Source organism: Luteibacter mycovicinus (assembly GCF_000745235.1).
GTDB classification, from domain to species: Bacteria; Pseudomonadota; Gammaproteobacteria; order Xanthomonadales; family Rhodanobacteraceae; genus Luteibacter; species Luteibacter mycovicinus.
In genome coordinates, this window is record NZ_JQNL01000001.1 from 864,975 (window position 1) to 884,500 (window position 19,526).

Genomic DNA, 19,526 nt, shown 5'->3' on the forward strand with positions numbered 1-19,526 from the left:
CCCGATCATGCAGACCGCGGTTCTCTTCTATCTTCTTCTCTTGCTGGGCGCCGTCGCGTTCTTTGTCCTGCACATCGTTGCGCAGTGGCGCTTCACGGCGACACTGCGCAAGCGCTATCCGGACCAGTGGAAAACCATCGTCGAGGCCGACTCCGGTCGCCCGAACGGCTTGTCCAACTGGCTGCGCGTGCGCCGCGTCCTGCGCTCGGACGCTCCCGCCCTGTTCAACGATGACCAGCTCAACCGCTGGCAGGCCTTGTGGCGACGTGCCCCCTGGCTCGCGTGGCCGTGCTGGTTGGCCGCGATGGCGTTACAGTGGTGGGCGATGAAGCAACACTGATTCCCTTCACCCGCCGCAGGGAGTTCGCATGGATCTTCGCCTCACCGGTCGACACGCGCTGATCTGCGGCGCATCGCAAGGCATCGGCCGCGCCACCGCCTTCGAGCTGGCCGAACTGGGCGCCAGCGTCACCCTGCTCTCCCGCTCCGCGGATGCGCTCGCCGCCCTCGCCCGCGAGCTGCCCGCCCGGTATGCCGGCCAGTCCCACGACCACCTCGCCGTCGACATGCTCGACACCGCCGGCCTGACCACGGCTATCGCGCGAGTGGTCAGCCTGCATGCCGTGCATATCGTGGTGAACAACAGTGGCGGGCCACCGCCAGGCCCCGCATGGTCCGCCGCGCCGGACGATTACCTGACAGCCTTTCGCCAGCACGTGCTGGCGGCCCAGGTCATTACCCAGGCCTGCCTGCCCGGCATGCGCGAGGCGCACTACGGCCGCGTGATCAATGTCGTCTCCACCTCGGTCAAGGCGCCGATCCCGAACCTGGGCGTGTCCAATACCGTACGTGCCGCCACGGCCGGCTGGGCCAAGACGCTCGCATCGGAAGTGGCCGCCGACGGCATCACGGTGAACAACGTGCTGCCGGGCTATACGCGCACCTCGCGCACCGAGGAACTGATCGAGGCCAGGCGCGGGAACGGTCGCAGCCGCGAGGACGTGGAGCGCGATCTGCTCGCCAGCGTTCCCGCGGCGCGCTTCGGCGAACCGGCCGAGGTGGCCGCCGCGATCGCCTTCCTGGCCAGTCCGGCCGCCGGCTACGTCAATGGCGTGAGCCTGGCTGTCGACGGCGGGCGCACCCGAAACCTCAACTGAGGCAGCCATGATCGTTCTCGCCAACCTCATCGACGGGAAGGCACGCGCGCCGCGGGGCGATCGCTATCTCGACGTCATCGACCCGGCCACGAGCCACGTCTTTGCCCGGTGCCCCGATTCCGATGCGGCCGACGTCGCGGACGCCGTGAGCGCCGCCTCACAGGCCGCCGCCGGATGGGCGTCGACCCCGGCCGACGCGCGCGCCGCGTGCCTGTCCCGTCTTGCCGATCGGATCGAAGCGCGCCTCGCCGCCTTCGCCGCGGCGGAGTCGCAAGACAGCGGCAAGCCGCTCGCTCTCGCACGCACGCTGGATATCCCTCGTGCGATCGCCAACCTTCGTTTCTTCGCGGCCGCCGCGACGCAATGGAGCAGCGAGTCGCACGCGATGGAGCGCGGCGCCATCAATTACACGCTGCGGCTTCCCCTGGGCGTCGTCGGCTGCATCAGTCCGTGGAATCTTCCGCTCTATCTGTTCACGTGGAAGATCGCCCCCGCGCTGGCCGCCGGCAACACCGTGGTGGCCAAGCCTTCGGAAGTGACGCCGTATACCGCGTGGCTGCTCGGCACACTGGCCTGCGACGCGGGCTTCCCGCCTGGCGTCCTCAACATCGTCCACGGGACGGGGCCCGCCGTCGGCGAGGCGGTCGTCACGCACGAGGGCGTCAAGGCCGTCTCGTTCACGGGCAGCACGCGCACGGGTGTCGCCATCGCCTCCGCGGCGGCGGCGCAGCTCAAGAAGGTGTCGCTGGAGCTCGGCGGCAAGAATCCCACCGTCGTCTTCGACGATTTCGATTTCTCCGACGCGGCGATGAGCACGATCGTCCGCTCGGGCTTCGCGAACCAGGGTGAAATCTGCCTCTGCGGATCGCGCCTGCTGGTGCAGCGAAGCATCTACGAGCGTTTTCGCTCGGCCTACCTGGAGCGTGTCGGCGCACTGCGTACCGGCGATCCGAACGACGCGACGAGCGATCTCGGCGCACTGGTCTCGCGGGCGCACTTCGACAAGGTCATGGGATGCATCGAACGTGCGCGCCAGGAAGGCGGACGTCTGCTGACAGGGGGAGAGCGCGTGCAGGTGGACGGTCGCTGCGCAGAGGGCTGGTTCGTCGCACCCACGGTCATCGAAGGGCTGCCGCCGGAGGCGGCGACCAATCAGGAGGAAATCTTCGGCCCGGTCGTCACGCTGATCCCCTTCGACAGCGAAGACGACGCCCTGGCGAACGCCAACGGTACGCCTTATGGGCTGGCCGCCTCGGTATGGACGCGGGATGTTTCGCGGGCACACCGGTTTTCGGCGCGGCTGCGGTTCGGCATCGTCTGGGTCAACTGCTGGATGCTGCGCGATCTGCGCACGCCTTTCGGCGGCTCGGGTCAGTCGGGTGTCGGCCGCGAAGGCGGCATCGAAGCCATGCGTTTTTTCACAGAGGCCAGAAATGTCTGCATCGACCATGGGTCATGACGTCATCCGTGTCGGGGGCGCACCGAAGCCCGTCGGCGCTTATCCGCACGCCCGGCGGGTGGGTTCGTTGCTCTTCCTCTCAGGCATCGGCCCGCGTGTACCCGCGGACAATTCGATCCCCGGCAACGTGGTCGATGCGGACGGAACGCTCGTCGGCCACGACATCGAAGCGCAGTGCCGCCAGGTGTTCGCCAATGTTCGCGCGGTGCTTGAAGCCAGCGGCGCCCGGTTCGAGGACCTGGTCGATGTGACGGTTTACCTGACCGATATGGCGGGCGATTTTGAAGCGTATAACCGGCTCTACGCGGAGGCGTTCGCGGGGGTGGATGCGTGCCGCACCACCGTGGAGGTGAATGCGTTGCCTACGGCGATCGCGATCGAGCTGAAGTGTGTGGCCGCATTCGCTTCGTAGGCGTTCGCCAAAAGGCTCAGGAAACCGCGGGAACCGAAGCCAGGCACACCTTCAGCATGTCGCCGATCAACGCCTGCACCCCGGCCGCCTTCCTGGGCAGATACTCGAACGATTCCTCGTCCATGTAGTTGATCTGCGACAGCTCGAGCTGGATCGCGTCGATGCCCTTGTCCGGTCGTCCGTAATGACGGGTGATGTGGCCGCCCTTGAAGCGCCCGTTGACGGCAAAGCTGTAGTCGCCCTGCCCCTCGAGCACGCCGACCAGCGCCTCCTGCAACCCGGGCGAGCAACTGGCGCCATCCACCGTACCGATGTTGAAATCCGGCAGGCGCCCGTCGAACAGCATCGGCACTTCACTGCGGATCGAATGGCCTTCCCACAGCACGACACGCCCGAACTGCTTGCGCAGGCGGGCGATCTCGTCGCCCAGCGCCTGGTGGTAGGGCTTCCACCAACGCGTCACGCGATCGGCGATCTCGGCCGCGTCGGGCTCGGCACCCGGCCGGTAGATCGGGCTGCCGTCGAACATGACCGTCGGCGCCAGGCCGGTCTCGGCCTGCCCGGGATACAGGGCATGCCCGTCAGAAGGACGGTTGAGATCGACCACGTAGCGGGACGCGAAGGGCTTGATGACGCTGGCGCCCATGCTCCGGGCGAAGTCATAAAGCTCGGCCACGTGCCAGTCGGTGTCCACCGAACGGCGTGCCCGGCGCTTCATGCGGGCGCCGATATCGTCGGGAATGGCGCTGCCGTTGTGCGGCAGGCTGATCAGGAGCGGCGCGTTGCCGCGATGAAGGGTGTACGGAATCATGGGCTCAGTGTAGCGCTCAACCGGGCACGCGATCGCCCATGGTCACCATCTCTTCGGCCGAGGTCGGATGGACGGCCAGGGTCGCGTCGAAATCGTCCTTGGTGGCGCCCATCTTGATGGCCACGGCGAAGCCCTGGAGGATCTCATCCACGCCGGGACCCAGCATCTGCATGCCGACGATGCGCGAGTCCTCGCCGGTGCAGATCAGCTTGAAGCGGACCTTCATCGGCCGCTGCGCCAGGGCGAGCTGCATGGGCACGAACGATTGCTTGTACAGGTGCACGTCCGCGCCATAGGCCTCCCGGGCCTGTTCCTCGGACATGCCGACGGTGCCCAGTGGCGGATGCGAGAACACGACGGTAGGTACGTTCCGGTAGTCGAGACGCGCGTTCGGTTTTCCTCCAAACAACCGGTCGGCCAGCTTGCGCCCGGCGGACACGGCCACCGGGGTCAGCGCCAGCCGCTGGGTCACGTCGCCGACCGCATAGATCCCGGGTACGTTGGTGTTCTGGAAATCGTCGACTTCGATGTGACCCTCGTCATCGGTCGCCAGACCGATGACGCCGATATCGAGCGACTCGGTATTCGCCTCGCGACCCACCGCCCAGACCAGCAGATCGTAGGGACCGGGATGACTGCCCTTGTCGCAGTCGAGCAAAAGAACGCCGTCCTTTTCATGCACGGCGTCGATCTGGCACGTGTAATGGATACCGATGCCATGCTTCTGCATCTCCTCACCCAGCTGGTACGAGATTTCCTCATCGAAGCCACTCATCAGCCTCCCGCGGACGAACAGGTCGACCTCGCTGCCCAGGGCGCGAAGCACACCCGCGAGCTCGACGGCGACATAGCCACCGCCGACGATCGCCGTGCGTTTCGGGCATTCGCGCAGCTGGAAGAACCCGTCCGATGTCACACCGAGGTCGAAGCCGGGCTTATCGAGCTTCTTCGGTGTCGAGCCTGTGGCGATTACGATGTGCGGCGCGGTGAGTTCCCGTTCGCCCGCGCGGACGCGATCCGGCGCGACGAAGCGTGCGCGCTCGTGGACCAGCGTGACGTGTGCCTTGTCGAGCGACTGACGGTAACTGGCGTGGATATGCTCGATATAGTCATCGCGTCGGTCGATGAAGCGAGGCCAGTCGAGACTGCCGGGACTCTCATGGAAGCCGTAGTCCACAGCGATGTACTGGGCCTCGGACATCTGCGCCGCGTACCACATGGCCTTTTTGGGCACGCAGCCCGCATTGACGCACGTGCCGCCCAGTTCCGACGGCTCGACGAGCGCCACCTTCGCGCCATGTTTCGCCGCGCGTATCGCCGCCGCGAGGCCGCCCGATCCGCCGCCGATCACGATGAGGTCGAAGGCTTCCACAGTCATAAGAGCTCCCAGAAATCAAACGGCGAGGCTAGCGCCGCGGGAGTGAAGTTGACGACTGCGCGTCGGTTCACAGGTCGAAACGCGAGGGCGCATAGGGGGTCGGATCGAGTGACGGCGCGGGCCCGGAAAGGAGGTTCGCCACCAGCTCGCCCGTGGCGGCCGACATGCTGATTCCGAGCATGCCGTGCCCCGTGGCGTAAACCAGATTGGACCAGCGCGAACTCGGACCGATGATCGGCAGCTCGTCGACGCTCATGGGCCGCCAGCCCCACCAGGGTGTCACTTCACCGCGTCCTTCAGGCTCGCGCAGGTAGGCGGCCGCGCCACGACGCAGCGCGTCGATGCGAACCGGATTGAGCCCTTCGTCGAAGCCCGAAAACTCCATGGTGCTACCGAGCCGGAAACCGCTCGCCCAGGGGGTGACGCACACCGCCGCCTCACGTAGCACGAGCGAATGCGTGGGCGACTGCGCGGGCGGCGTGTCCCAGGTCAGCGAGTATCCCTTGCCGGGCTGCATCGGCAGACGGATGTCGAGCAGTCTGCCGAGCAACGGCGACCACGCGCCCAGCGCCATCACCACGCGATCCGCGTAGAAAACACCACGCGTGGTCCTGACGTGTGAAATGCGGGCCCCATCGAAGCCGAACTCGTCCACACGCGCGCCCGTCTCGATCGCGCCGCCGAGTTCGCGCACGCGCCGTGCGAGTTCGGCGACGAAGCGGTCGGGTCGCAGACGCGCATCGCCCGGATGCAGCAGGCCGCCCACCACGCCGTCACGCAGGGAAGGCTCCAGCGCGAGCACGTCGTCACCCAACAGCACGCGGACGTCCATGCCCAGGCGCCGCAGCAGTTCCACATGGGGCCGGTCCGCCTGCACGCTCCGCTCGTGGCGATAGACATAGAGCTCACCGACCTCTTCGAACTCGCAGGCCATGCCGTCGCCTGCGACCAGATCGGCCAGCAGGGCGCGCGATCGGGCCAGGATGGCGCCACGCGCTTCGCCGGCCTGCTGATAGTCACGCCACGTGCAGCGCCGCGCGAAGCCCAGCAGCCACCGCGCGCGCGCGATGTCCGGCCGGGGGCTCACGTAGAGCGGCGCATCGCGGTGCCAGAGCGAACGCAACGCGGTGCCGACCATGCCCGGCATGGTCAAAGGGCCCGCATGGCTGGGGGTGATCGTGCCGCAGTTGCCGTGGGAGCTGCCATTGCCCGGCAGACCCTGTTCCAGCACCCGCACGCTGGCGCCAGCCTTCAGCAGGTACAGCGCGCAGGCCAGGCCGATCACGCCGCCGCCCATGACCAGCACATCGCTTCGGGATCTATCCATGCACGTAGTTTAACGGTGTGAATGGCCGTGGCCGGCCTGTCCGGAAGATAAACTCGTGCGCTTTAACAGGTATTCCCTGTAAGCCATTGGTTTTGCTAGTCTGACTCATGCCGATCCTTACAGGGGATATGCCCGTGCATCCCGCGTTACCCGCATCACCCCGCCCATCGCGCTTTCTTGGCCCGGTCATGCTTGGCGTTTGCCTCAGCCTGCTGGCCGCGTGCGGCAGCGCCCCGCCGAAGCGCTCGTCCTCCCAGCAGCGCAATCCCGCGTCGGCGGTTCCGCTGGCGAAGAACCTCGAATGGTCGACGCGTCCCGCCGATGCGCCGCCGGCCGATGCCGCCAACGATGTACTGTTCCGTGCGATCGGGCTCGTCGGCACGCCTTACCGCTGGGGCGGAAACACGCCGCAGGGCGGCTTCGACTGCAGCGGCCTGATCAACTACATCTATCTGACCTCGACCGGCCTTCGCCTGCCACGCACCTCCCAGGAAATGGCGGCGCTGGACAAGCCCAAGGTCGATGAGTCGGCTCTCGCAAGCGGTGACCTCGTGTTCTTCGGCCGTGGCCATGTCACCCATGTGGGCGTCTACGTCGGCAAGGGGCGTTTCGTCCACGCACCGAACTCCGGCGGCACCGTGCGGTTGGACGACCTGGACGGCACTTACTGGAAGCAGAACTTCGTCTACGGACGCCGCGTCCTTAACTGAACGAACGACAACAAGCCTGGCAAAGCCGCATCAATTAGATTGCGCACGATTTAATTGCGTGCTTATATACGTTCCACGCCCGGCAGCCCGGGCACCCGATTCCCTTACACGACAAAGGAACACGCCATGAGCAACCTCTCGAAAGTGCAGAAGATCGTCTACACCGCCCATGCCAAGGTCGCCGGCGGCCGCGAAGGCCACGTCGAGAGCGACGATGGCCTGATCAAGCTCGACCTCCGCCTGCCGAAGGAAATGGGCGGCAACGGTGGTGGCAGCAATCCGGAGCAGCTGTTCGCAGCCGGCTATGCCGCCTGCTTCGAGGGCGCGGTCCGCTTCGTCGCCGGCCAGAAGAAGGTCAAGGTCGACGGCGCGTCGGTCGCCAGCAGCGTCGGTATCGGCCCGTGTGAAGGCTCCGGCTTCGCCATCCAGGTCAAGCTCGAGGTCACCCTGCCGGGTGTCGACGACGCCACCGCGCAGGACATCGTGAAGACCGCGCACGAAGATGTCTGCCCGTACTCCCACGCTACGCGCGGCAACGTCGATGTGGACGTGTCGGTGAACGGTAAGTCGCTGGCGTAATCGCCGCGCGGACGTGATCGAGAAGAGAAGGCGCATCCAGAGGGCGCCGTCTTTTTTTGTTCTCCGGCAGATCCGGCCTCGCCCCGGGCAAGAAAAAAGCGCCCGAAGGCGCTTTCGTCGCAACGCACTGAAGCAAAAGCTCAGTGCTCGCCGTCACCCTTCGGGTGGGCGTGGCCATGGGCCAGTTCTTCTTCGGTCGCGTCACGGACGACCTGCACGTCGACGTTGAAGGTCAGGTGCTTGCCGGCCATCGGATGGTTGAGGTCGATGTCGACCACGCTGGAGCCGATCTTCTGCACCACGACAACGCGGTTGCCGCCTTCCTTGAGGGAGAGCACGGTCGAGTCGCCGACCTTGAGGCCCTTGCCCTGCTGAGGGAAGTACTTCTTCGGCACGCGCTGGGTCATGCCTTCCTGACGCGGGCCGTAACCCTGCTCCGGGGCGATTTCGATGTCGAACGTATCACCCACCGACTTGCCCTCGAGGCCCGCTTCCAGGCCCGGGATGAGCTGGCCATGGCCCAGCAGGATCCACAACGGTTCGCCGCCCTCGACCGAGCTTTCGACTTTCTCGCCGTCGACGGTGAGCGTGTAGTGGAACGAGATGACCTTGTCCTTACCAGCCTGCATGTTGGTTTCTACCGGATGAAAACGCGGCATTTTACCGGCCGCGGGCCCCGGCGTCACGCGGCGTCACGGTCCTTGCCGAAGCCGACACCGCGCGCTTCGGGTCCCAGCCAGGTCAGCAGGGCCAGCACGGCCGCCACGACGGCGATCCAGGTCGACATGGCGAAGGCGAAATCGCCCCCGCGCTGTTCGGCCAGCCAGGTCTGCGCGGTGGCGGTGATCGCCGCGAGCAGGTTGCCCATCTGATAGGCGAAGCCCGGCAAGGTCCCGCGGACGGCGTCGGGCGAGAGCTCGTTGAGATGAGTCGGAACGACACCCCAGGCGCCCTGCACCATCACCTGGATAAGGAACGCGCCGAGGCCGAGCAGCAGCAACGAGCCGCCGTAGGTCCACAACGGAATGACCGGGATGGCCAGCACCGCCGCGATGATGATCGCCTTGCGCCGCCCGATCCGCTCCGAGAGCGAGCCAAAGGTCAGACCGCCAAACAAAGCGCCGAGGTTGAGCAGCGCCGTGAGCATGAAGGCGGTGCCGGAGCCGGCCGGAATCCTCAGCGTCTCCTGCACGAAGGTCGGATACATGTCCTGCGAGCCGTGGCTGAACATGTTGAACGCCGCCATCAGCAGCATCAGATAGATGAAGAGCTTCCAGTGACCGCGCATCGAGACGAACACGCTCTCCCTGGCCTTGGACCGGCGACCTTCCCAGACCGGGGACTCGGGCACCTTGCGGCGGATGTACAGCACGAGGAAGGCCGGGAGGGCACCTACGATGAACAGCCCGCGCCAGCCGATATGGTCGACCAGCAGCCAGTTGACCAGAGCGGCGAGAAAGAACCCGCACGGGTAGCCACTTTGCAGCAGCCCTGACACGAAGCCTCGCGACCTGGCGGGAATGGACTCCATGGCCAGCGAGGCGCCGATGCCCCACTCACCGCCCATGGCGATTCCGAACAGAAAGCGCAGGCCAAGCAGGATGCCCAGACTGGGCGCGAAGGCGCAGGCGACCTCGAGCACCGAAAACAGGACGATGTCGAACATCAGGACAGGACGGCGACCGTAGCGGTCGGCCAGTCGTCCGAAGATCAGCGCCCCGATCGGACGCGCGGCCAGTGTGAGGAACAATCCGTAGGTGACCTCCTGCTTCGGCACGTTGAACTCGTGAGCGACGGCAAGGATCACGAAGGTCAGCAGGAAATAATCGAACGCGTCGAGCGTCCAGCCCAGGAAGCTGGCCAACACGGTGTGTCGCTGTGTATGGTCCAGTTCGCGCAGGGCGGCGGGGAGCGGCATGAGAATTTCCTCAACGAGATTCGGGCCGCGCCGAGGCTAGCACAGCGCGAAAATCCAACGGGCACCTCACGACCCGGCGACGGGTCATCGCTAAAACTGGTGCTCTCGCCACGACAGACGGAGGACTCATGAAGTACTCGCGATCCATCGTTTCATTTGCCGTTCTGACCGCGTTCTGTGCCGGTACCGCCATGGCCCAGAGCGACAGCGGCGCGCCCTCGTTCGCCGATCTCTCGAAAGACGGCAAATCCATCAAACGCAGCGACCTGCCCAAGGACAACGATGCGCTGAAGGAAATGCGCGCCCATTTCAACGAGGCCGACACCAACCATGACGGCAAGGTCGATAAGGGCGAGTACGACGCCTACATCGCCAAGGGCAGCCAGCGACCTCAGCAGAACTAGCCGTCACGACCGGGTGCCGCGTATGGTGCCCGGTCCTCCTTCAGGAAAGGACACCTCGCCGCATGAGTTCCGACACCCGGATCCGACGCCGGATCGCTTCACGCTTCAGCCGCCGTGGCGACCGCCTCTACATCCACGGCAAGCTGGCCAGCGATCCCGTCTATGCGGCCACCGCCCAGGCCATTTCGGGACGTCGCCTGCCGTTGCTGGATATCGGTTGCGGGCTCGGTCTTCTCGGCCACTATCTCCATGCCTGTGACGCGCTCGATGGTTATGTCGGCATCGACCACGACCCGCGCAAGATCGCCACGGGTCGGGACGCGGCGGAACGGGCCGGACTTGGCGACGCCATCGCGCTGCGCGAAGCCGACGCCACGGCGGCACATCCCCTGCGCGGACATGTCGCCATGCTCGACGTGCTGCACTACCTGCCCAGGGAACGTCAGGCGGACCTTTTGTCGTTCGCCGTCGACCACCTCGCCGAAGATGGCGTGCTGATCCTGCGCAACGTCATCCGGGACGGTACGTGGCGGTACCGGGCTACCGTGCTGGAGGAAAAATTCATCAAGGCGGTCGGCTGGATTCCCGGTGGGGCTCAGTACTTCCCGACCGAGGCGGATATTCGCGGGGTGCTGGAGCCCAGGGGGATCCGGGTGGATTTCCGCCCCTTGTTCGGGCGGACGCCCTACAACAGCTACCTGATGACGGCCTCGCGGCGGAGCTGAATCGCCGATCCCCATTTGTGCACCGCAATAAGGTATACTGCGCGAGTCGAGAAGCGCTCCGACTCCCTTGCGGACCCCCGGCGTGGAGATTCTCCCGCCCGTTCCCCCACCCCCGGAAGCGCGCTCGACACCGGCCAGCCTGCTGTCTTCGTCATGGTTAGCGGCCGCCAATCCATAACTCGCAGCGCGGTTCCAGGGAACGCTCGAGTCAAGCAGGAGCTCCACCCCATGTCTTTCGATTCGCTGGGCCTCGCGCCCGCGTTGCTGCGTGCCCTTTCCGAAGCCGGCTACGAGAAGCCGACGCCGATCCAGGCGGCCGCCATTCCCCAGGTCATCGCCGGCCACGACCTCATGGCCGCCGCCCAGACGGGTACCGGCAAAACCGCCGCGTTCGCTCTGCCGCTTCTGCAGCGCATCGCCAACGAGGTGCGTGGCGAGAAGGCGCGCCCGATCCGCGCGCTGATCCTCACCCCGACCCGCGAGCTGGCTGCCCAGGTGCAGGACAACCTGCGTGACTACGGCAAATATCTTCCGCTCTCCAGCACCGTCATCTTCGGCGGCGTCGGCATGGGCAACCAGCTGCACGCCCTGCGTCGCGGCGTCGACATCGTCGTGGCCACGCCCGGCCGCCTGATCGACCACATGCAGCAGCGCTCGGTGAACCTGTCCAAGGTCGACGTGCTGGTGCTCGACGAAGCCGACCGCATGCTCGACATGGGCTTCCTGCCGGCGCTCAAGCGCATCCTCGCCGCCGTGCCGAAGGAGCGTCAGACGCTGCTGTTCTCGGCCACCTTCGCGCCGGAGATCAAGGCGCTCGCCCAGCAGTTCATGCGCAACCCGCGCGAGATTTCGACCGCTCCGGCCAACACCGTCGCCAACACGGTCACGCACCGTGTGCACCCGGTCGACGCCGCGAAGAAGCGCGACCTGCTCCTGCACATCCTCTCGCAGGACAGCCGTCGCCAGACGCTGGTCTTCAGCCGCACCAAGCACGGCGCCGACAAGCTGGTCCGTCACCTGGAGCAGTTCGGCATCAAGTCCGCCGCGATCCACGGCAACAAGAGCCAGAATGCCCGCACCCGCGCCCTGTCCGACTTCAAGACCAACCGCATCACGGTGCTGGTCGCGACGGACATCGCCGCCCGCGGTATCGACATCGATCAGTTGCCGGTCGTGATCAACTTCGACCTGCCCATGGTCGCCGAGGATTACGTGCACCGCATCGGCCGTACCGGCCGCGCCGGCGCGACGGGCGAAGCCATCTCGCTGGTCAGCCATGATGAGTCGGGCCTGCTGCGCGATATCGGCCGCCTGCTCAAGACGGATCTCGAGATCGCCAACATCGCCGGCTTCGAGCCGAGCACCCCGCTTCGCCTCGACGCCGGTGCGCCGCGTCCGAAGCAGGGTGGCGGCCAGCAGCGCCAGCCGCGTGCGCAGAGCGGCGGCAACGGTAGTGGTCGCCCGGCCGGCAACGGCCAGGCACGTCAGGGCGGCGGCGGTACGGGTGGTGGCAACGGTGGCGGTCGTCCGCCGTCGCATCGTCCGCATGGTCATTCGGCTGCCGGCACCGGTGAGAACACCGGCAGCCACAAGCGTCGCCGTCAGGGCCGCGGTGGCCGTCCGGCGACCAACAAGGCCTGACCGGTCGCTCGGGGATAAGCCTGGCCGGACAGCCGGTCCTGCTTATCCCTGCGCCCTGACCTTCGCGGTCAGGACATGGTCTTCCCACAGGCCATCGATCTTCAGGTAACGCTTCGCATAACCCTCTTTCTCGAAACCCAGGCGCTGCAGAAGGCGTCCGCTTCGCTCGTTGCGCGGCATGTGGTTGGCCATCACCCGATGGAAGTCCAGAGGGCCAAACGCATAGCGGATAGCCGCATCCAGCGCTTCGAACATCAGGCCCTGCCCCTCGTGGCGCCGGGCGATGCCATACCCCAGGTGACACGCCTGAAACACGCCACGGACGACGTTCGCGAACGTGAAACTCGCGATCATCTCCGCGCTATCCGGGGTCAGTACCGCGAAGGGATAACCGCGGTCGGCACGGGCCGCTTCCAGTCCGGCTTCAATCGCCAGCCGGCATCCGTCGAGCGTGTAATGCGACTCCGTGCGCAGGGGCTCCCAGGGAGCCAGGTGCTCGCGGTTCTCGGTCCGGTAACGTCGCAAGACGTCAGCCTCCTCGACATCGAGCAGGCGGATCACCGTACGCGACGTGCGCATGCGGATCGGCTCGCTCATGCGGTCAGTGCTTTCGCGTGGTGACGGAGGTGGTCTTCGACGAAGCTCTGAATGAAGTAGTAGCTGTGGTCGTAACCCGGCTGCATGCGCAGCTTCAGTTTCTGACCGGCCTCTTCGCAGGCGGCTTCGAAGCGCTGCGGCTGGAGCTGGCTGACGAGGAAGCCATCGGCTTCACCCTGGTCGATGAGGATCGTGCCGTCGATGCGCGCGCCGGCGGCGACCAGTTCGGTGGCATCGTGCTTCGCCCAGGCCTTGCGGTCGGCGCCGAGGTAGCGAGGGAACGCCTTCTCACCCCAGGGCACGGAGCCCGGGGCGACGATCGGAGCGAATGCGGAAACCGAGCGATAACGGCCCGGATTGCGCAGCGCGATGGTCAGCGCGCCGTGACCACCCATGGAATGACCGAAGATGCCTTGCCTGCCCATGTCGAATGCGAATCGTTCCGCCAGAAGGCGCGGCAATTCGTCCACGACATAGGTGTACATGCGGAAGCGGGACGACCAGGGCGCCTCCGTCGCATCGAGATAGAAGCCTGCGCCTTCGCCGAACTCCCAGTCGCCGGTGGCGCCGGCGATGCCGGTATCGCGCGGACTGGTATCGGGCATGACGAGCGCAATGCCGAGTTCCGCGGCGATGCGCTGGGCGCCGGCCTTGATCGTGAAGGTTTCGGCCGTGCACGTGAGCCCGGCAAGAAAACAGACCACCGGCACCGGCCCGTTTTCCGCAGCCGGCGGCAGGTACACCGCAAAGCGCATGGGGCCGCCGCACGCCTCGGATTCATGCGAATAGAAGCCCTGCAATCCACCGAAGCAGCGCTGCTCCGACACCGTTTCGATCGCCGACATGCATCTCTCCTATCCGAAAACTGACCGGGAAGTGTAACGCCGGCGTGACAAGTGGCCACATACCACAACGAACAGCGCACATCGCTGCTACAATAACGCTACTGCCGGCGCGCGAATGTCGCCGTCGCGCCCCCTCTTCGAGGTCGCCATGTCATCCCCTGAAACAGACAACGCTCCGGCATCGCCCGGCTTCAGCGCGCTCGCGCTCGACGCTAACGTCGTGCGCGCCCTGACCGAGGTGGGTTATGAAACCCCCTCCCCCATCCAGGCCGCGACCATTCCGGCCCTGCTCGAAGGCCGCGATGTCATCGGCCAGGCCCAGACCGGTACCGGCAAGACCGCGGCGTTCGCGCTGCCGGTGCTGTCGCGCATCGATCTGCGGGCGGGCAACAAGCCGCAGGCCCTGGTGCTCGCGCCCACGCGCGAGCTGGCCATCCAGGTGGCCGAGGCGTTCCAGAAGTACGCCACCTACCTGCCTGGCTTCCAGGTCCTGCCGATCTACGGCGGCCAGAGCTACGGGCCGCAGCTGCAGGGTCTCAAGCGCGGTGCCCAGATCGTCGTCGGTACCCCCGGCCGCGTCATCGACCATCTCGACAAGGGCACGCTGGATCTTTCCGCGCTGCGCTTCCTCGTGCTGGACGAAGCGGACGAAATGCTCCGCATGGGCTTCATCGACGACGTCGAGAAGCTGCTCCAGGCGACCCCGGAGGGCCGTCAGGTAGCCCTGTTCTCCGCGACCATGCCGGCGCCCATCCGCCGCATCGCGCAGACCTATCTGAAAGACCCGGTCGAAGTCACGATCAAGAACAAGACCACCACCGCGGCCAACATCCGCCAGCGTTACTGGTGGGTCAGCGGCGTGCACAAGCTGGATGCGCTCACCCGCATCCTCGAAGCCGAAAGCTTCGACGCCATGATCGTGTTCACCCGTACCAAGTCGGCCACCGAAGAACTCGCCAGCAAGCTGCAGGCGCGTGGCTTCGCCGCGGCGGCGATCAACGGCGATATCGCGCAGGCCCAGCGTGAGCGCGTGATCGACCAGCTCAAGACCGGCAAGCTCGACATCCTGATCGCGACCGACGTCGCGGCGCGCGGTCTCGACGTCGAACGCATCAGCCACGTGCTGAACTACGACATCCCGCACGACACCGAGTCGTACGTGCACCGCATCGGCCGTACCGGCCGTGCCGGTCGCAGCGGCGAGGCGATCCTGTTCGTCACCCCCCGTGAGAAGAACCTGCTCCGCCAGATCGAGCGCGCCACGCGCCAGCCGATCGAGCAGATGCAGCTTCCGACCATCGAGGCGGTCAACGACACGCGCGTCAACAAGTTCAACCAGAAGATCTCCGACACGCTGGCCACCGGCGACCTCGGCCTGTTCCAGCAGCTCGTAGAAAAATACGAGCAGGAGCACAACGTGCCGGCGATCGAGATCGCCGCCGCGCTGGCCAAGATCGCCCAGGGCGACCAGCCGCTGCTGCTCGAGCCGCCCGCCAAACGCGAGTACACCGAGCGCCCGCCCCGCGACTTCGATCGTGAGCGCCCCTCGCGCGACGACCGTCCGTCCCGCGACGGCGGCGACTTCAGCGACCGTCGCCCGGTCCGCGAAGGCATGCGCCAGCCGCGCCCGCATACCACGGAAGCCGGCAAGCGTACGTACCGCATCGAAGTGGGCCACGAGCACGGCGTGAAGCCGGGCAACATCGTCGGCGCCATCGCCAACGAAGGCGGTGTCGAGGCCAGGTTCATCGGCCGCGTCAGCATCCGTGACGACTACAGCCTGATCGACCTCCCGGACGGCATGCCGGCCGAGACCTTCACGCACCTCAAGAAGGTGTGGGTCGCCCAGCAGCAGCTGAAGATCGCCGAGTGGGACGGCAAGGAAACCCCGCAGAGCGGTGCCGGCGCCGGTGGCGCTTCGCGTCCGCCGCCGCGCGGTGGCAACTTCCGTCCGCACGGCAACCGGCCCAGCGGCGGTAAGCCGCCGCGGAAGAAGCGCGATTTCTGATGAATGGAAAAAAGGCCCCGGAGACGGGGCCTTTTTTATGGTGCTTCTCCAGCGACTGCTTCAGCGAATCGTTCAGTGCCCGAAGTCCGCGGGCGTCAAAGGCGACATCCCGTGCTTCACCCGTGCCTTGTCGCATTGCGGACTGGGCTGTCCGTTTTCCCACGCCGGCTGCAGGTCGTGGCATGGCGAGGGGCGAACTTCGTATACACCGCAATGCGCGGCAATGCCGACCTCACCCACGAGCGATTTGCAGCGCGGCTCGTACGCGTTCGTGCCGTGCATGTTCACCCGGTGCGGATCGAGATGCTCGGTCAGCGCCGACGGCACGATGCCGCCGGCGAGATCGGTTTCCATCCAATGGAAGGCCACGCGGAAGGTCGCGCAGCAGGCGCCGCAGAGAAGACAGGGGTGCGTCATGTGAGGACGGTCAGATCGTTCCGGAGAAGGTGTTGCACTTGCCGATGTCACCGGATTCGAGGCCCGTCCTGAACCACTTCACACGCTGCGCCGAGGTGCCGTGCGTGAACGAATCGGGCACAACGCGCCCCTGCGACTGTTCCTGCAAGGTGTCGTCACCGATGGCCGAGGCCGCGTTGATCGCCGACTCCACATCGCCCGGCTGCAGCCACTGCTGACGCTGGTTGGACCGGTTCGCCCAGACACCGGCGAAGCAGTCGGCCTGCAGCTCCTGACGAACGGACAGGCCGTTGGCCCCTTCCATGGCGGCACCGCGGCGGCGTGCGTCGCTGACCTTGTCGAACACGCCCACGAGGTTCTGCACGTGGTGGCCGACTTCGTGCGCGATGACATAGGCGCGGGCAAAGTCGCCGGCCGAATGAAAGCGCTGTTGCATCGTCTGGAAAAAGCCGAGATCCAGATAGACCTTATGGTCACCGGGGCAATAGAACGGTCCCACCGCCGATGACGCCGAACCGCAGGCCGTGCGCACGCCATCGCGGAACAGCACCAGCTTCGGCCGCTCGTACTGCTGACCGTTGGCGGCGAAGACCTCGCCCCAGGTGTCCTCGGTCTCGCCCAGAATGGCGCGGACGAAGTCCACCTGCGGGTCATTGGCCGCGGCCTGGTCGCCCACCTGACGGGCCGGTTCCTGCCGGGTCTGCTGCTGGGACGTCGTCCCCGGGTCGCCCTGGCCGCCGAGCAGGGCCGTCGGATCCTTGAAGAACACCATGCCGATGATGGCCAGGATGATGATGCCGCCGATACCCAATCCGCGGCCTCCGAAGCCACCTCCACCGCCACCACTGCCCTGGCCGGCGTCTTCCACGTTGTCGCTTCTACGGCCTTTTTGCCAGAGCATGGGCATCTCCTCGGTTGAAAGCGTCTCCAGCGAGACGCGGTCGGCATGATCGCATGGACCATTGCCGGTAAACTTGCGGGTTATTCAGTCCCCGGATCGCTTCATGACAAGCCAGCTTCCTGCCGTCGTCACCCTGCTCACCCTGCTACTGATGTTCTATACGGTATGGATGGTAGGCCGTGCGCGTGAACGCTATGGCATCAAGGCGCCGTCCATCTCCGGCGACCCGGCGTTCGAGCGGGCCTGGCGGGTCCAGATGAACACGCTCGAGAACGCCGTGATGTTCATCCCGGCGCTGTGGCTTGCCGCCCAGTACGTCGATCCGCTGTGGGCGGGCATCGCCGGCCTTGTCTGGCTCGCGGGGCGTGTGTGGTATGCGCTGGCTTACGTACGCGATGCCTCGCGCCGCGGCCCGGGATACCTGGTCTCGATGGTCGCCTGGGCCGCGCTGATGCTGATGGCGGCCGGTGGCATGGGCATGGCGATCATGGAAAACAACGCGTCGCCGCCGGTGGACGATACGACGGGCGCATAAACGGCAAATCCGGGAAGGGAGGATCCGTTCCCGGACGCGCTGCTCAGTCTTCGTCGTCCCGCGCCAGCGCCAGCACCCGGACGCGCTGGATGCGGGCACCTTCCATCGCGGTCACCTCGAACTCGAAGCCGTCGACCTCGAAGCGGTCGCCGGCGGCCGGCAGGCGGCCCAGCTGCGACAGCACGAAGCCGGCCAGCGTGGAGAAGTTGCCGTCGGCCGAGCCCGGCAAGCGATGGCTGAGCAGGTGCTCGACCCGACGCACGTCGAGACTGGCATCGAGCAGCCACGCCCCGTCCGGCTCGCTCACCGCGGAAGGATCGCCCTCGCGGGTCTCGTCCGGGAATTCACCGGCGATCACCTCGAGGACGTCGGCCGGGGTCACGAGGCCGAGGATGCTGCCGTACTCATCGACCACCAGCGCCATCTGGAGCGGCGCGCGACGGAACTCGTCGATCAGGCGGAGCACGCTCAGCGATTCCAGCACCGTTATCGGCTTGCGGACGAACTGCGCCGTCTCCAGTCGCCCGTGATCGGCCAGGCTGGCCAGCAGGTCGCGGGATGAAACCACGCCCACGAGCTGGTCGAGATCGCCCTCCGCCACCAGCATCCAGTGGTGCGCGGACTCGCGCGCCTCGGTGAGCAGTGTCGTCAGGTCTTCGCCCGGGTCGACCCAGACGATCTCGGTGCGCGGCGTCATGATCGAACGCACCGGTCGCTGGGACAGGTCGAGTACCCCCTGGACCATTTCCAGTTCGTCCTGACCGAACACCGCCGCCTCGGACGCCTCCGTGCGCGCCTCGTGCTTGCCGTTCTCGCCCTCCTCGTCCGACCGGCCCCCGAGCAGGCGCAGGACCGCCTTGGCGGTACGGTCGCGCATCGCGCGCCCGCCGACCAGGAGGGAACGATGACGATTACGCCGCATCGTCTGGTTGAACACCTCGATCATGATCGAGAAGCCGATCGCGGCGTACAGGTAACCCTTGGGGATGTGGAAGCCGAAACCTTCCGCGATCAGGCTGAAACCGATCATCAACAGGAAGGACAGGCACAGGATCACCACCGTCGGACGCGCGTTGACGAAGGTGGTCAGCGGCTTGCTGGCGGTGATCATCAGGGCCATGGCGATGACCACGCCGACCATCATGATCGACAGATGGTCGACCATGCCGACGGCGGTGATGACGGAATCCAGTGAGAACACGGCGTCGAGGATGACGATCTGCGCCACGACCAGCCAGAAGCTCGCCCGGCGGCCGGCCTTGCCGCCATCGTCGTCGTCGGCTTCGAGCCGCTCGTGCAGCTCCAGCGTGGCCTTGAACAACAGGAAGGCGCCGCCGATCACCAGGATCAGATCGCGCCAGGACAGGCCGAAGCCGTTCCAGTTGAAGAGGGGTGTCGTCAGCGTCACCAGCCAGGACATGGCGGCGAGCAGGCACAGGCGCATCACCAGCGCGAGGCCAAGACCCAACAGCCGCGCGTGGTCGCGCTGACGGGCGGGCAGTTTGTCGGCGAGGATCGCGACAAAGACGAGGTTGTCGATACCGAGCACGATCTCCAGCACGATCAACGTGAGAAGACCCGCCCAGGCCGAAGGGTCGGCAAGCCAGTCGAATGCGAACATGGGACGGCGCGTCGAGGCGCCAGTTTTCCTCCTTTAGGGACGAAACACTATACAGGTGGCACGTGACGGTCTGTGCCGGAA

At 66.2% G+C, this 19,526-nt stretch carries 21 protein-coding genes; 11 read left to right on the forward strand and 10 right to left on the reverse strand.

The window, feature by feature from the left end:
• Nucleotides 1-7: 7 nt before the first annotated feature.
• The 4 genes from FA85_RS04000 to FA85_RS04015 are packed head-to-tail and all read left to right on the forward strand — an operon-like array spanning nucleotide 8 to nucleotide 3,028.
• Nucleotides 8-340, forward strand: coding sequence for a hypothetical protein (locus FA85_RS04000; RefSeq protein WP_036111675.1), 333 nt, complete (start codon nucleotides 8-10; stop codon nucleotides 338-340).
• Nucleotides 341-368: 28 nt separating this feature from the next.
• Entirely contained in the window at nucleotides 369-1,157 is a 789-nt protein-coding gene (locus FA85_RS04005) for an SDR family oxidoreductase (protein WP_036111673.1), read from the forward strand.
• Between the two features lie 7 nt (nucleotides 1,158-1,164).
• The gene (locus FA85_RS04010) at nucleotides 1,165-2,616 is read left to right on the forward strand and encodes an aldehyde dehydrogenase (RefSeq protein ID WP_036111670.1); all 1,452 of its coding nucleotides are present in this window, start codon (nucleotides 1,165-1,167) and stop codon (nucleotides 2,614-2,616) included.
• Nucleotides 2,606-3,028, forward strand: coding sequence for a RidA family protein (locus FA85_RS04015; RefSeq protein WP_036111667.1), 423 nt, complete (start codon nucleotides 2,606-2,608; stop codon nucleotides 3,026-3,028). Before FA85_RS04010 ends, FA85_RS04015 begins: the two co-directional genes overlap by 11 nt.
• Before the next feature lie 16 nt (nucleotides 3,029-3,044).
• On the opposite strand, the gene hutG is transcribed toward FA85_RS04015, so the two are convergent.
• The 3 genes from hutG to FA85_RS04030 form a co-directional block, all read right to left on the reverse strand.
• Nucleotides 3,045-3,839 (reverse strand): N-formylglutamate deformylase, encoded by a 795-nt coding sequence (hutG, locus tag FA85_RS04020; RefSeq protein WP_036111666.1) that lies wholly within the window; start codon nucleotides 3,837-3,839, stop codon nucleotides 3,045-3,047.
• Between the two features lie 16 nt (nucleotides 3,840-3,855).
• Nucleotides 3,856-5,217: a glutathione-disulfide reductase gene (gene gorA, locus FA85_RS04025; RefSeq protein WP_197056484.1), complete on the reverse strand. Its 1,362-nt coding sequence runs from the start codon at nucleotides 5,215-5,217 to the stop codon at nucleotides 3,856-3,858.
• A gap of 67 nt (nucleotides 5,218-5,284) precedes the next feature.
• Nucleotides 5,285-6,544, reverse strand: coding sequence for an NAD(P)/FAD-dependent oxidoreductase (locus FA85_RS04030; protein WP_036111664.1), 1,260 nt, complete (start codon nucleotides 6,542-6,544; stop codon nucleotides 5,285-5,287).
• Between the two features lie 128 nt (nucleotides 6,545-6,672).
• Between FA85_RS04030 and FA85_RS04035 the strand changes: the two genes are divergently transcribed.
• Entirely contained in the window at nucleotides 6,673-7,254 is a 582-nt protein-coding gene (locus tag FA85_RS04035; protein ID WP_036111663.1) for a C40 family peptidase, read from the forward strand.
• A gap of 126 nt (nucleotides 7,255-7,380) precedes the next feature.
• Entirely contained in the window at nucleotides 7,381-7,833 is a 453-nt protein-coding gene (locus FA85_RS04040) for an organic hydroperoxide resistance protein (protein WP_036111661.1), read from the forward strand.
• Between the two features lie 140 nt (nucleotides 7,834-7,973).
• On the opposite strand, the gene FA85_RS04045 is transcribed toward FA85_RS04040, so the two are convergent.
• Together FA85_RS04045 and FA85_RS04050 are read right to left on the reverse strand one after the other, a co-directional pair.
• Nucleotides 7,974-8,462, reverse strand: coding sequence for an FKBP-type peptidyl-prolyl cis-trans isomerase (locus FA85_RS04045; RefSeq protein ID WP_036117288.1), 489 nt, complete (start codon nucleotides 8,460-8,462; stop codon nucleotides 7,974-7,976).
• Nucleotides 8,463-8,515: 53 nt separating this feature from the next.
• Nucleotides 8,516-9,751 carry an MFS transporter gene (locus FA85_RS04050; protein ID WP_036111660.1) on the reverse strand — a complete coding sequence of 412 codons (1,236 nt, stop codon included), beginning with the start codon at nucleotides 9,749-9,751 and terminating at the stop codon, nucleotides 8,516-8,518.
• 128 nt (nucleotides 9,752-9,879) lie between these two features.
• On the opposite strand from FA85_RS04050, the gene FA85_RS04055 reads away from it, so the two are divergent.
• From FA85_RS04055 to FA85_RS04065, 3 genes are all read left to right on the forward strand, one after another.
• A complete protein-coding gene (locus FA85_RS04055; protein WP_036111659.1) occupies nucleotides 9,880-10,155 on the forward strand; it encodes a hypothetical protein in 276 nt (91 codons plus the stop codon).
• Nucleotides 10,156-10,217: 62 nt separating this feature from the next.
• Entirely contained in the window at nucleotides 10,218-10,880 is a 663-nt protein-coding gene (locus FA85_RS04060; RefSeq protein ID WP_036111657.1) for a class I SAM-dependent methyltransferase, read from the forward strand.
• 228 nt (nucleotides 10,881-11,108) lie between these two features.
• A complete protein-coding gene (locus FA85_RS04065) occupies nucleotides 11,109-12,521 on the forward strand; it encodes a DEAD/DEAH box helicase (protein ID WP_036111655.1) in 1,413 nt (470 codons plus the stop codon).
• A 42-nt stretch (nucleotides 12,522-12,563) separates the two neighbouring features.
• On the opposite strand, the gene rimJ is transcribed toward FA85_RS04065, so the two are convergent.
• Complete coding sequence (rimJ, locus tag FA85_RS04070; protein WP_036111652.1) at nucleotides 12,564-13,118, reverse strand: ribosomal protein S5-alanine N-acetyltransferase; 555 nt, start codon at nucleotides 13,116-13,118, stop codon at nucleotides 12,564-12,566.
• A complete protein-coding gene (gene fghA, locus FA85_RS04075) occupies nucleotides 13,115-13,963 on the reverse strand; it encodes an S-formylglutathione hydrolase (RefSeq protein WP_036111649.1) in 849 nt (282 codons plus the stop codon). The genes rimJ and fghA overlap by 4 nt, the downstream gene beginning before the upstream one ends.
• 148 nt (nucleotides 13,964-14,111) lie before the next feature.
• Between fghA and FA85_RS04080 the strand changes: the two genes are divergently transcribed.
• Nucleotides 14,112-15,971: a DEAD/DEAH box helicase gene (locus FA85_RS04080; RefSeq protein ID WP_036117287.1), complete on the forward strand. Its 1,860-nt coding sequence runs from the start codon at nucleotides 14,112-14,114 to the stop codon at nucleotides 15,969-15,971.
• Between the two features lie 72 nt (nucleotides 15,972-16,043).
• Here the strand turns inward: FA85_RS04080 and FA85_RS04085 are convergent, their stop codons facing one another.
• Nucleotides 16,044-16,388, reverse strand: coding sequence for a YkgJ family cysteine cluster protein (locus FA85_RS04085; RefSeq protein ID WP_036111645.1), 345 nt, complete (start codon nucleotides 16,386-16,388; stop codon nucleotides 16,044-16,046).
• Nucleotides 16,389-16,398: 10 nt separating this feature from the next.
• Nucleotides 16,399-17,289, reverse strand: coding sequence for a KPN_02809 family neutral zinc metallopeptidase (ypfJ, locus tag FA85_RS04090; RefSeq protein WP_036111642.1), 891 nt, complete (start codon nucleotides 17,287-17,289; stop codon nucleotides 16,399-16,401).
• Between the two features lie 103 nt (nucleotides 17,290-17,392).
• On the opposite strand from ypfJ, the gene FA85_RS04095 reads away from it, so the two are divergent.
• Entirely contained in the window at nucleotides 17,393-17,824 is a 432-nt protein-coding gene (locus FA85_RS04095; RefSeq protein WP_051943421.1) for an MAPEG family protein, read from the forward strand.
• A gap of 43 nt (nucleotides 17,825-17,867) precedes the next feature.
• On the opposite strand, the gene FA85_RS04100 is transcribed toward FA85_RS04095, so the two are convergent.
• Nucleotides 17,868-19,445: a hemolysin family protein gene (locus FA85_RS04100; protein WP_036111640.1), complete on the reverse strand. Its 1,578-nt coding sequence runs from the start codon at nucleotides 19,443-19,445 to the stop codon at nucleotides 17,868-17,870.
• Nucleotides 19,446-19,526: the final 81 nt, after the last annotated feature.

What these genes read in the sequence shown, in the direction of transcription:
- FA85_RS04000 (WP_036111675.1), top strand. Translation starts at nt 8, where the DNA reads ATGCAGACCGCGGTTCTCTTCTATCTTCTTCTCTTGCTGGGCGCCGTC.
- FA85_RS04005 (WP_036111673.1), top strand. Translation starts at nt 369, where the DNA reads ATGGATCTTCGCCTCACCGGTCGACACGCGCTGATCTGCGGCGCATCG.
- FA85_RS04010 (WP_036111670.1), top strand. Translation starts at nt 1,165, where the DNA reads ATGATCGTTCTCGCCAACCTCATCGACGGGAAGGCACGCGCGCCGCGG.
- FA85_RS04015 (WP_036111667.1), top strand. Translation starts at nt 2,606, where the DNA reads ATGGGTCATGACGTCATCCGTGTCGGGGGCGCACCGAAGCCCGTCGGC.
- hutG (WP_036111666.1), bottom strand. Translation starts at nt 3,839, where the DNA reads ATGATTCCGTACACCCTTCATCGCGGCAACGCGCCGCTCCTGATCAGC.
- gorA (WP_197056484.1), bottom strand. Translation starts at nt 5,217, where the DNA reads ATGACTGTGGAAGCCTTCGACCTCATCGTGATCGGCGGCGGATCGGGC.
- FA85_RS04030 (WP_036111664.1), bottom strand. Translation starts at nt 6,544, where the DNA reads ATGGATAGATCCCGAAGCGATGTGCTGGTCATGGGCGGCGGCGTGATC.
- FA85_RS04035 (WP_036111663.1), top strand. Translation starts at nt 6,673, where the DNA reads ATGCCCGTGCATCCCGCGTTACCCGCATCACCCCGCCCATCGCGCTTT.
- FA85_RS04040 (WP_036111661.1), top strand. Translation starts at nt 7,381, where the DNA reads ATGAGCAACCTCTCGAAAGTGCAGAAGATCGTCTACACCGCCCATGCC.
- FA85_RS04045 (WP_036117288.1), bottom strand. Translation starts at nt 8,462, where the DNA reads ATGCAGGCTGGTAAGGACAAGGTCATCTCGTTCCACTACACGCTCACC.
- FA85_RS04050 (WP_036111660.1), bottom strand. Translation starts at nt 9,751, where the DNA reads ATGCCGCTCCCCGCCGCCCTGCGCGAACTGGACCATACACAGCGACAC.
- FA85_RS04055 (WP_036111659.1), top strand. Translation starts at nt 9,880, where the DNA reads ATGAAGTACTCGCGATCCATCGTTTCATTTGCCGTTCTGACCGCGTTC.
- FA85_RS04060 (WP_036111657.1), top strand. Translation starts at nt 10,218, where the DNA reads ATGAGTTCCGACACCCGGATCCGACGCCGGATCGCTTCACGCTTCAGC.
- FA85_RS04065 (WP_036111655.1), top strand. Translation starts at nt 11,109, where the DNA reads ATGTCTTTCGATTCGCTGGGCCTCGCGCCCGCGTTGCTGCGTGCCCTT.
- rimJ (WP_036111652.1), bottom strand. Translation starts at nt 13,118, where the DNA reads ATGAGCGAGCCGATCCGCATGCGCACGTCGCGTACGGTGATCCGCCTG.
- fghA (WP_036111649.1), bottom strand. Translation starts at nt 13,963, where the DNA reads ATGTCGGCGATCGAAACGGTGTCGGAGCAGCGCTGCTTCGGTGGATTG.
- FA85_RS04080 (WP_036117287.1), top strand. Translation starts at nt 14,112, where the DNA reads ATGTCATCCCCTGAAACAGACAACGCTCCGGCATCGCCCGGCTTCAGC.
- FA85_RS04085 (WP_036111645.1), bottom strand. Translation starts at nt 16,388, where the DNA reads ATGACGCACCCCTGTCTTCTCTGCGGCGCCTGCTGCGCGACCTTCCGC.
- ypfJ (WP_036111642.1), bottom strand. Translation starts at nt 17,289, where the DNA reads ATGCTCTGGCAAAAAGGCCGTAGAAGCGACAACGTGGAAGACGCCGGC.
- FA85_RS04095 (WP_051943421.1), top strand. Translation starts at nt 17,393, where the DNA reads ATGACAAGCCAGCTTCCTGCCGTCGTCACCCTGCTCACCCTGCTACTG.
- FA85_RS04100 (WP_036111640.1), bottom strand. Translation starts at nt 19,445, where the DNA reads ATGTTCGCATTCGACTGGCTTGCCGACCCTTCGGCCTGGGCGGGTCTT.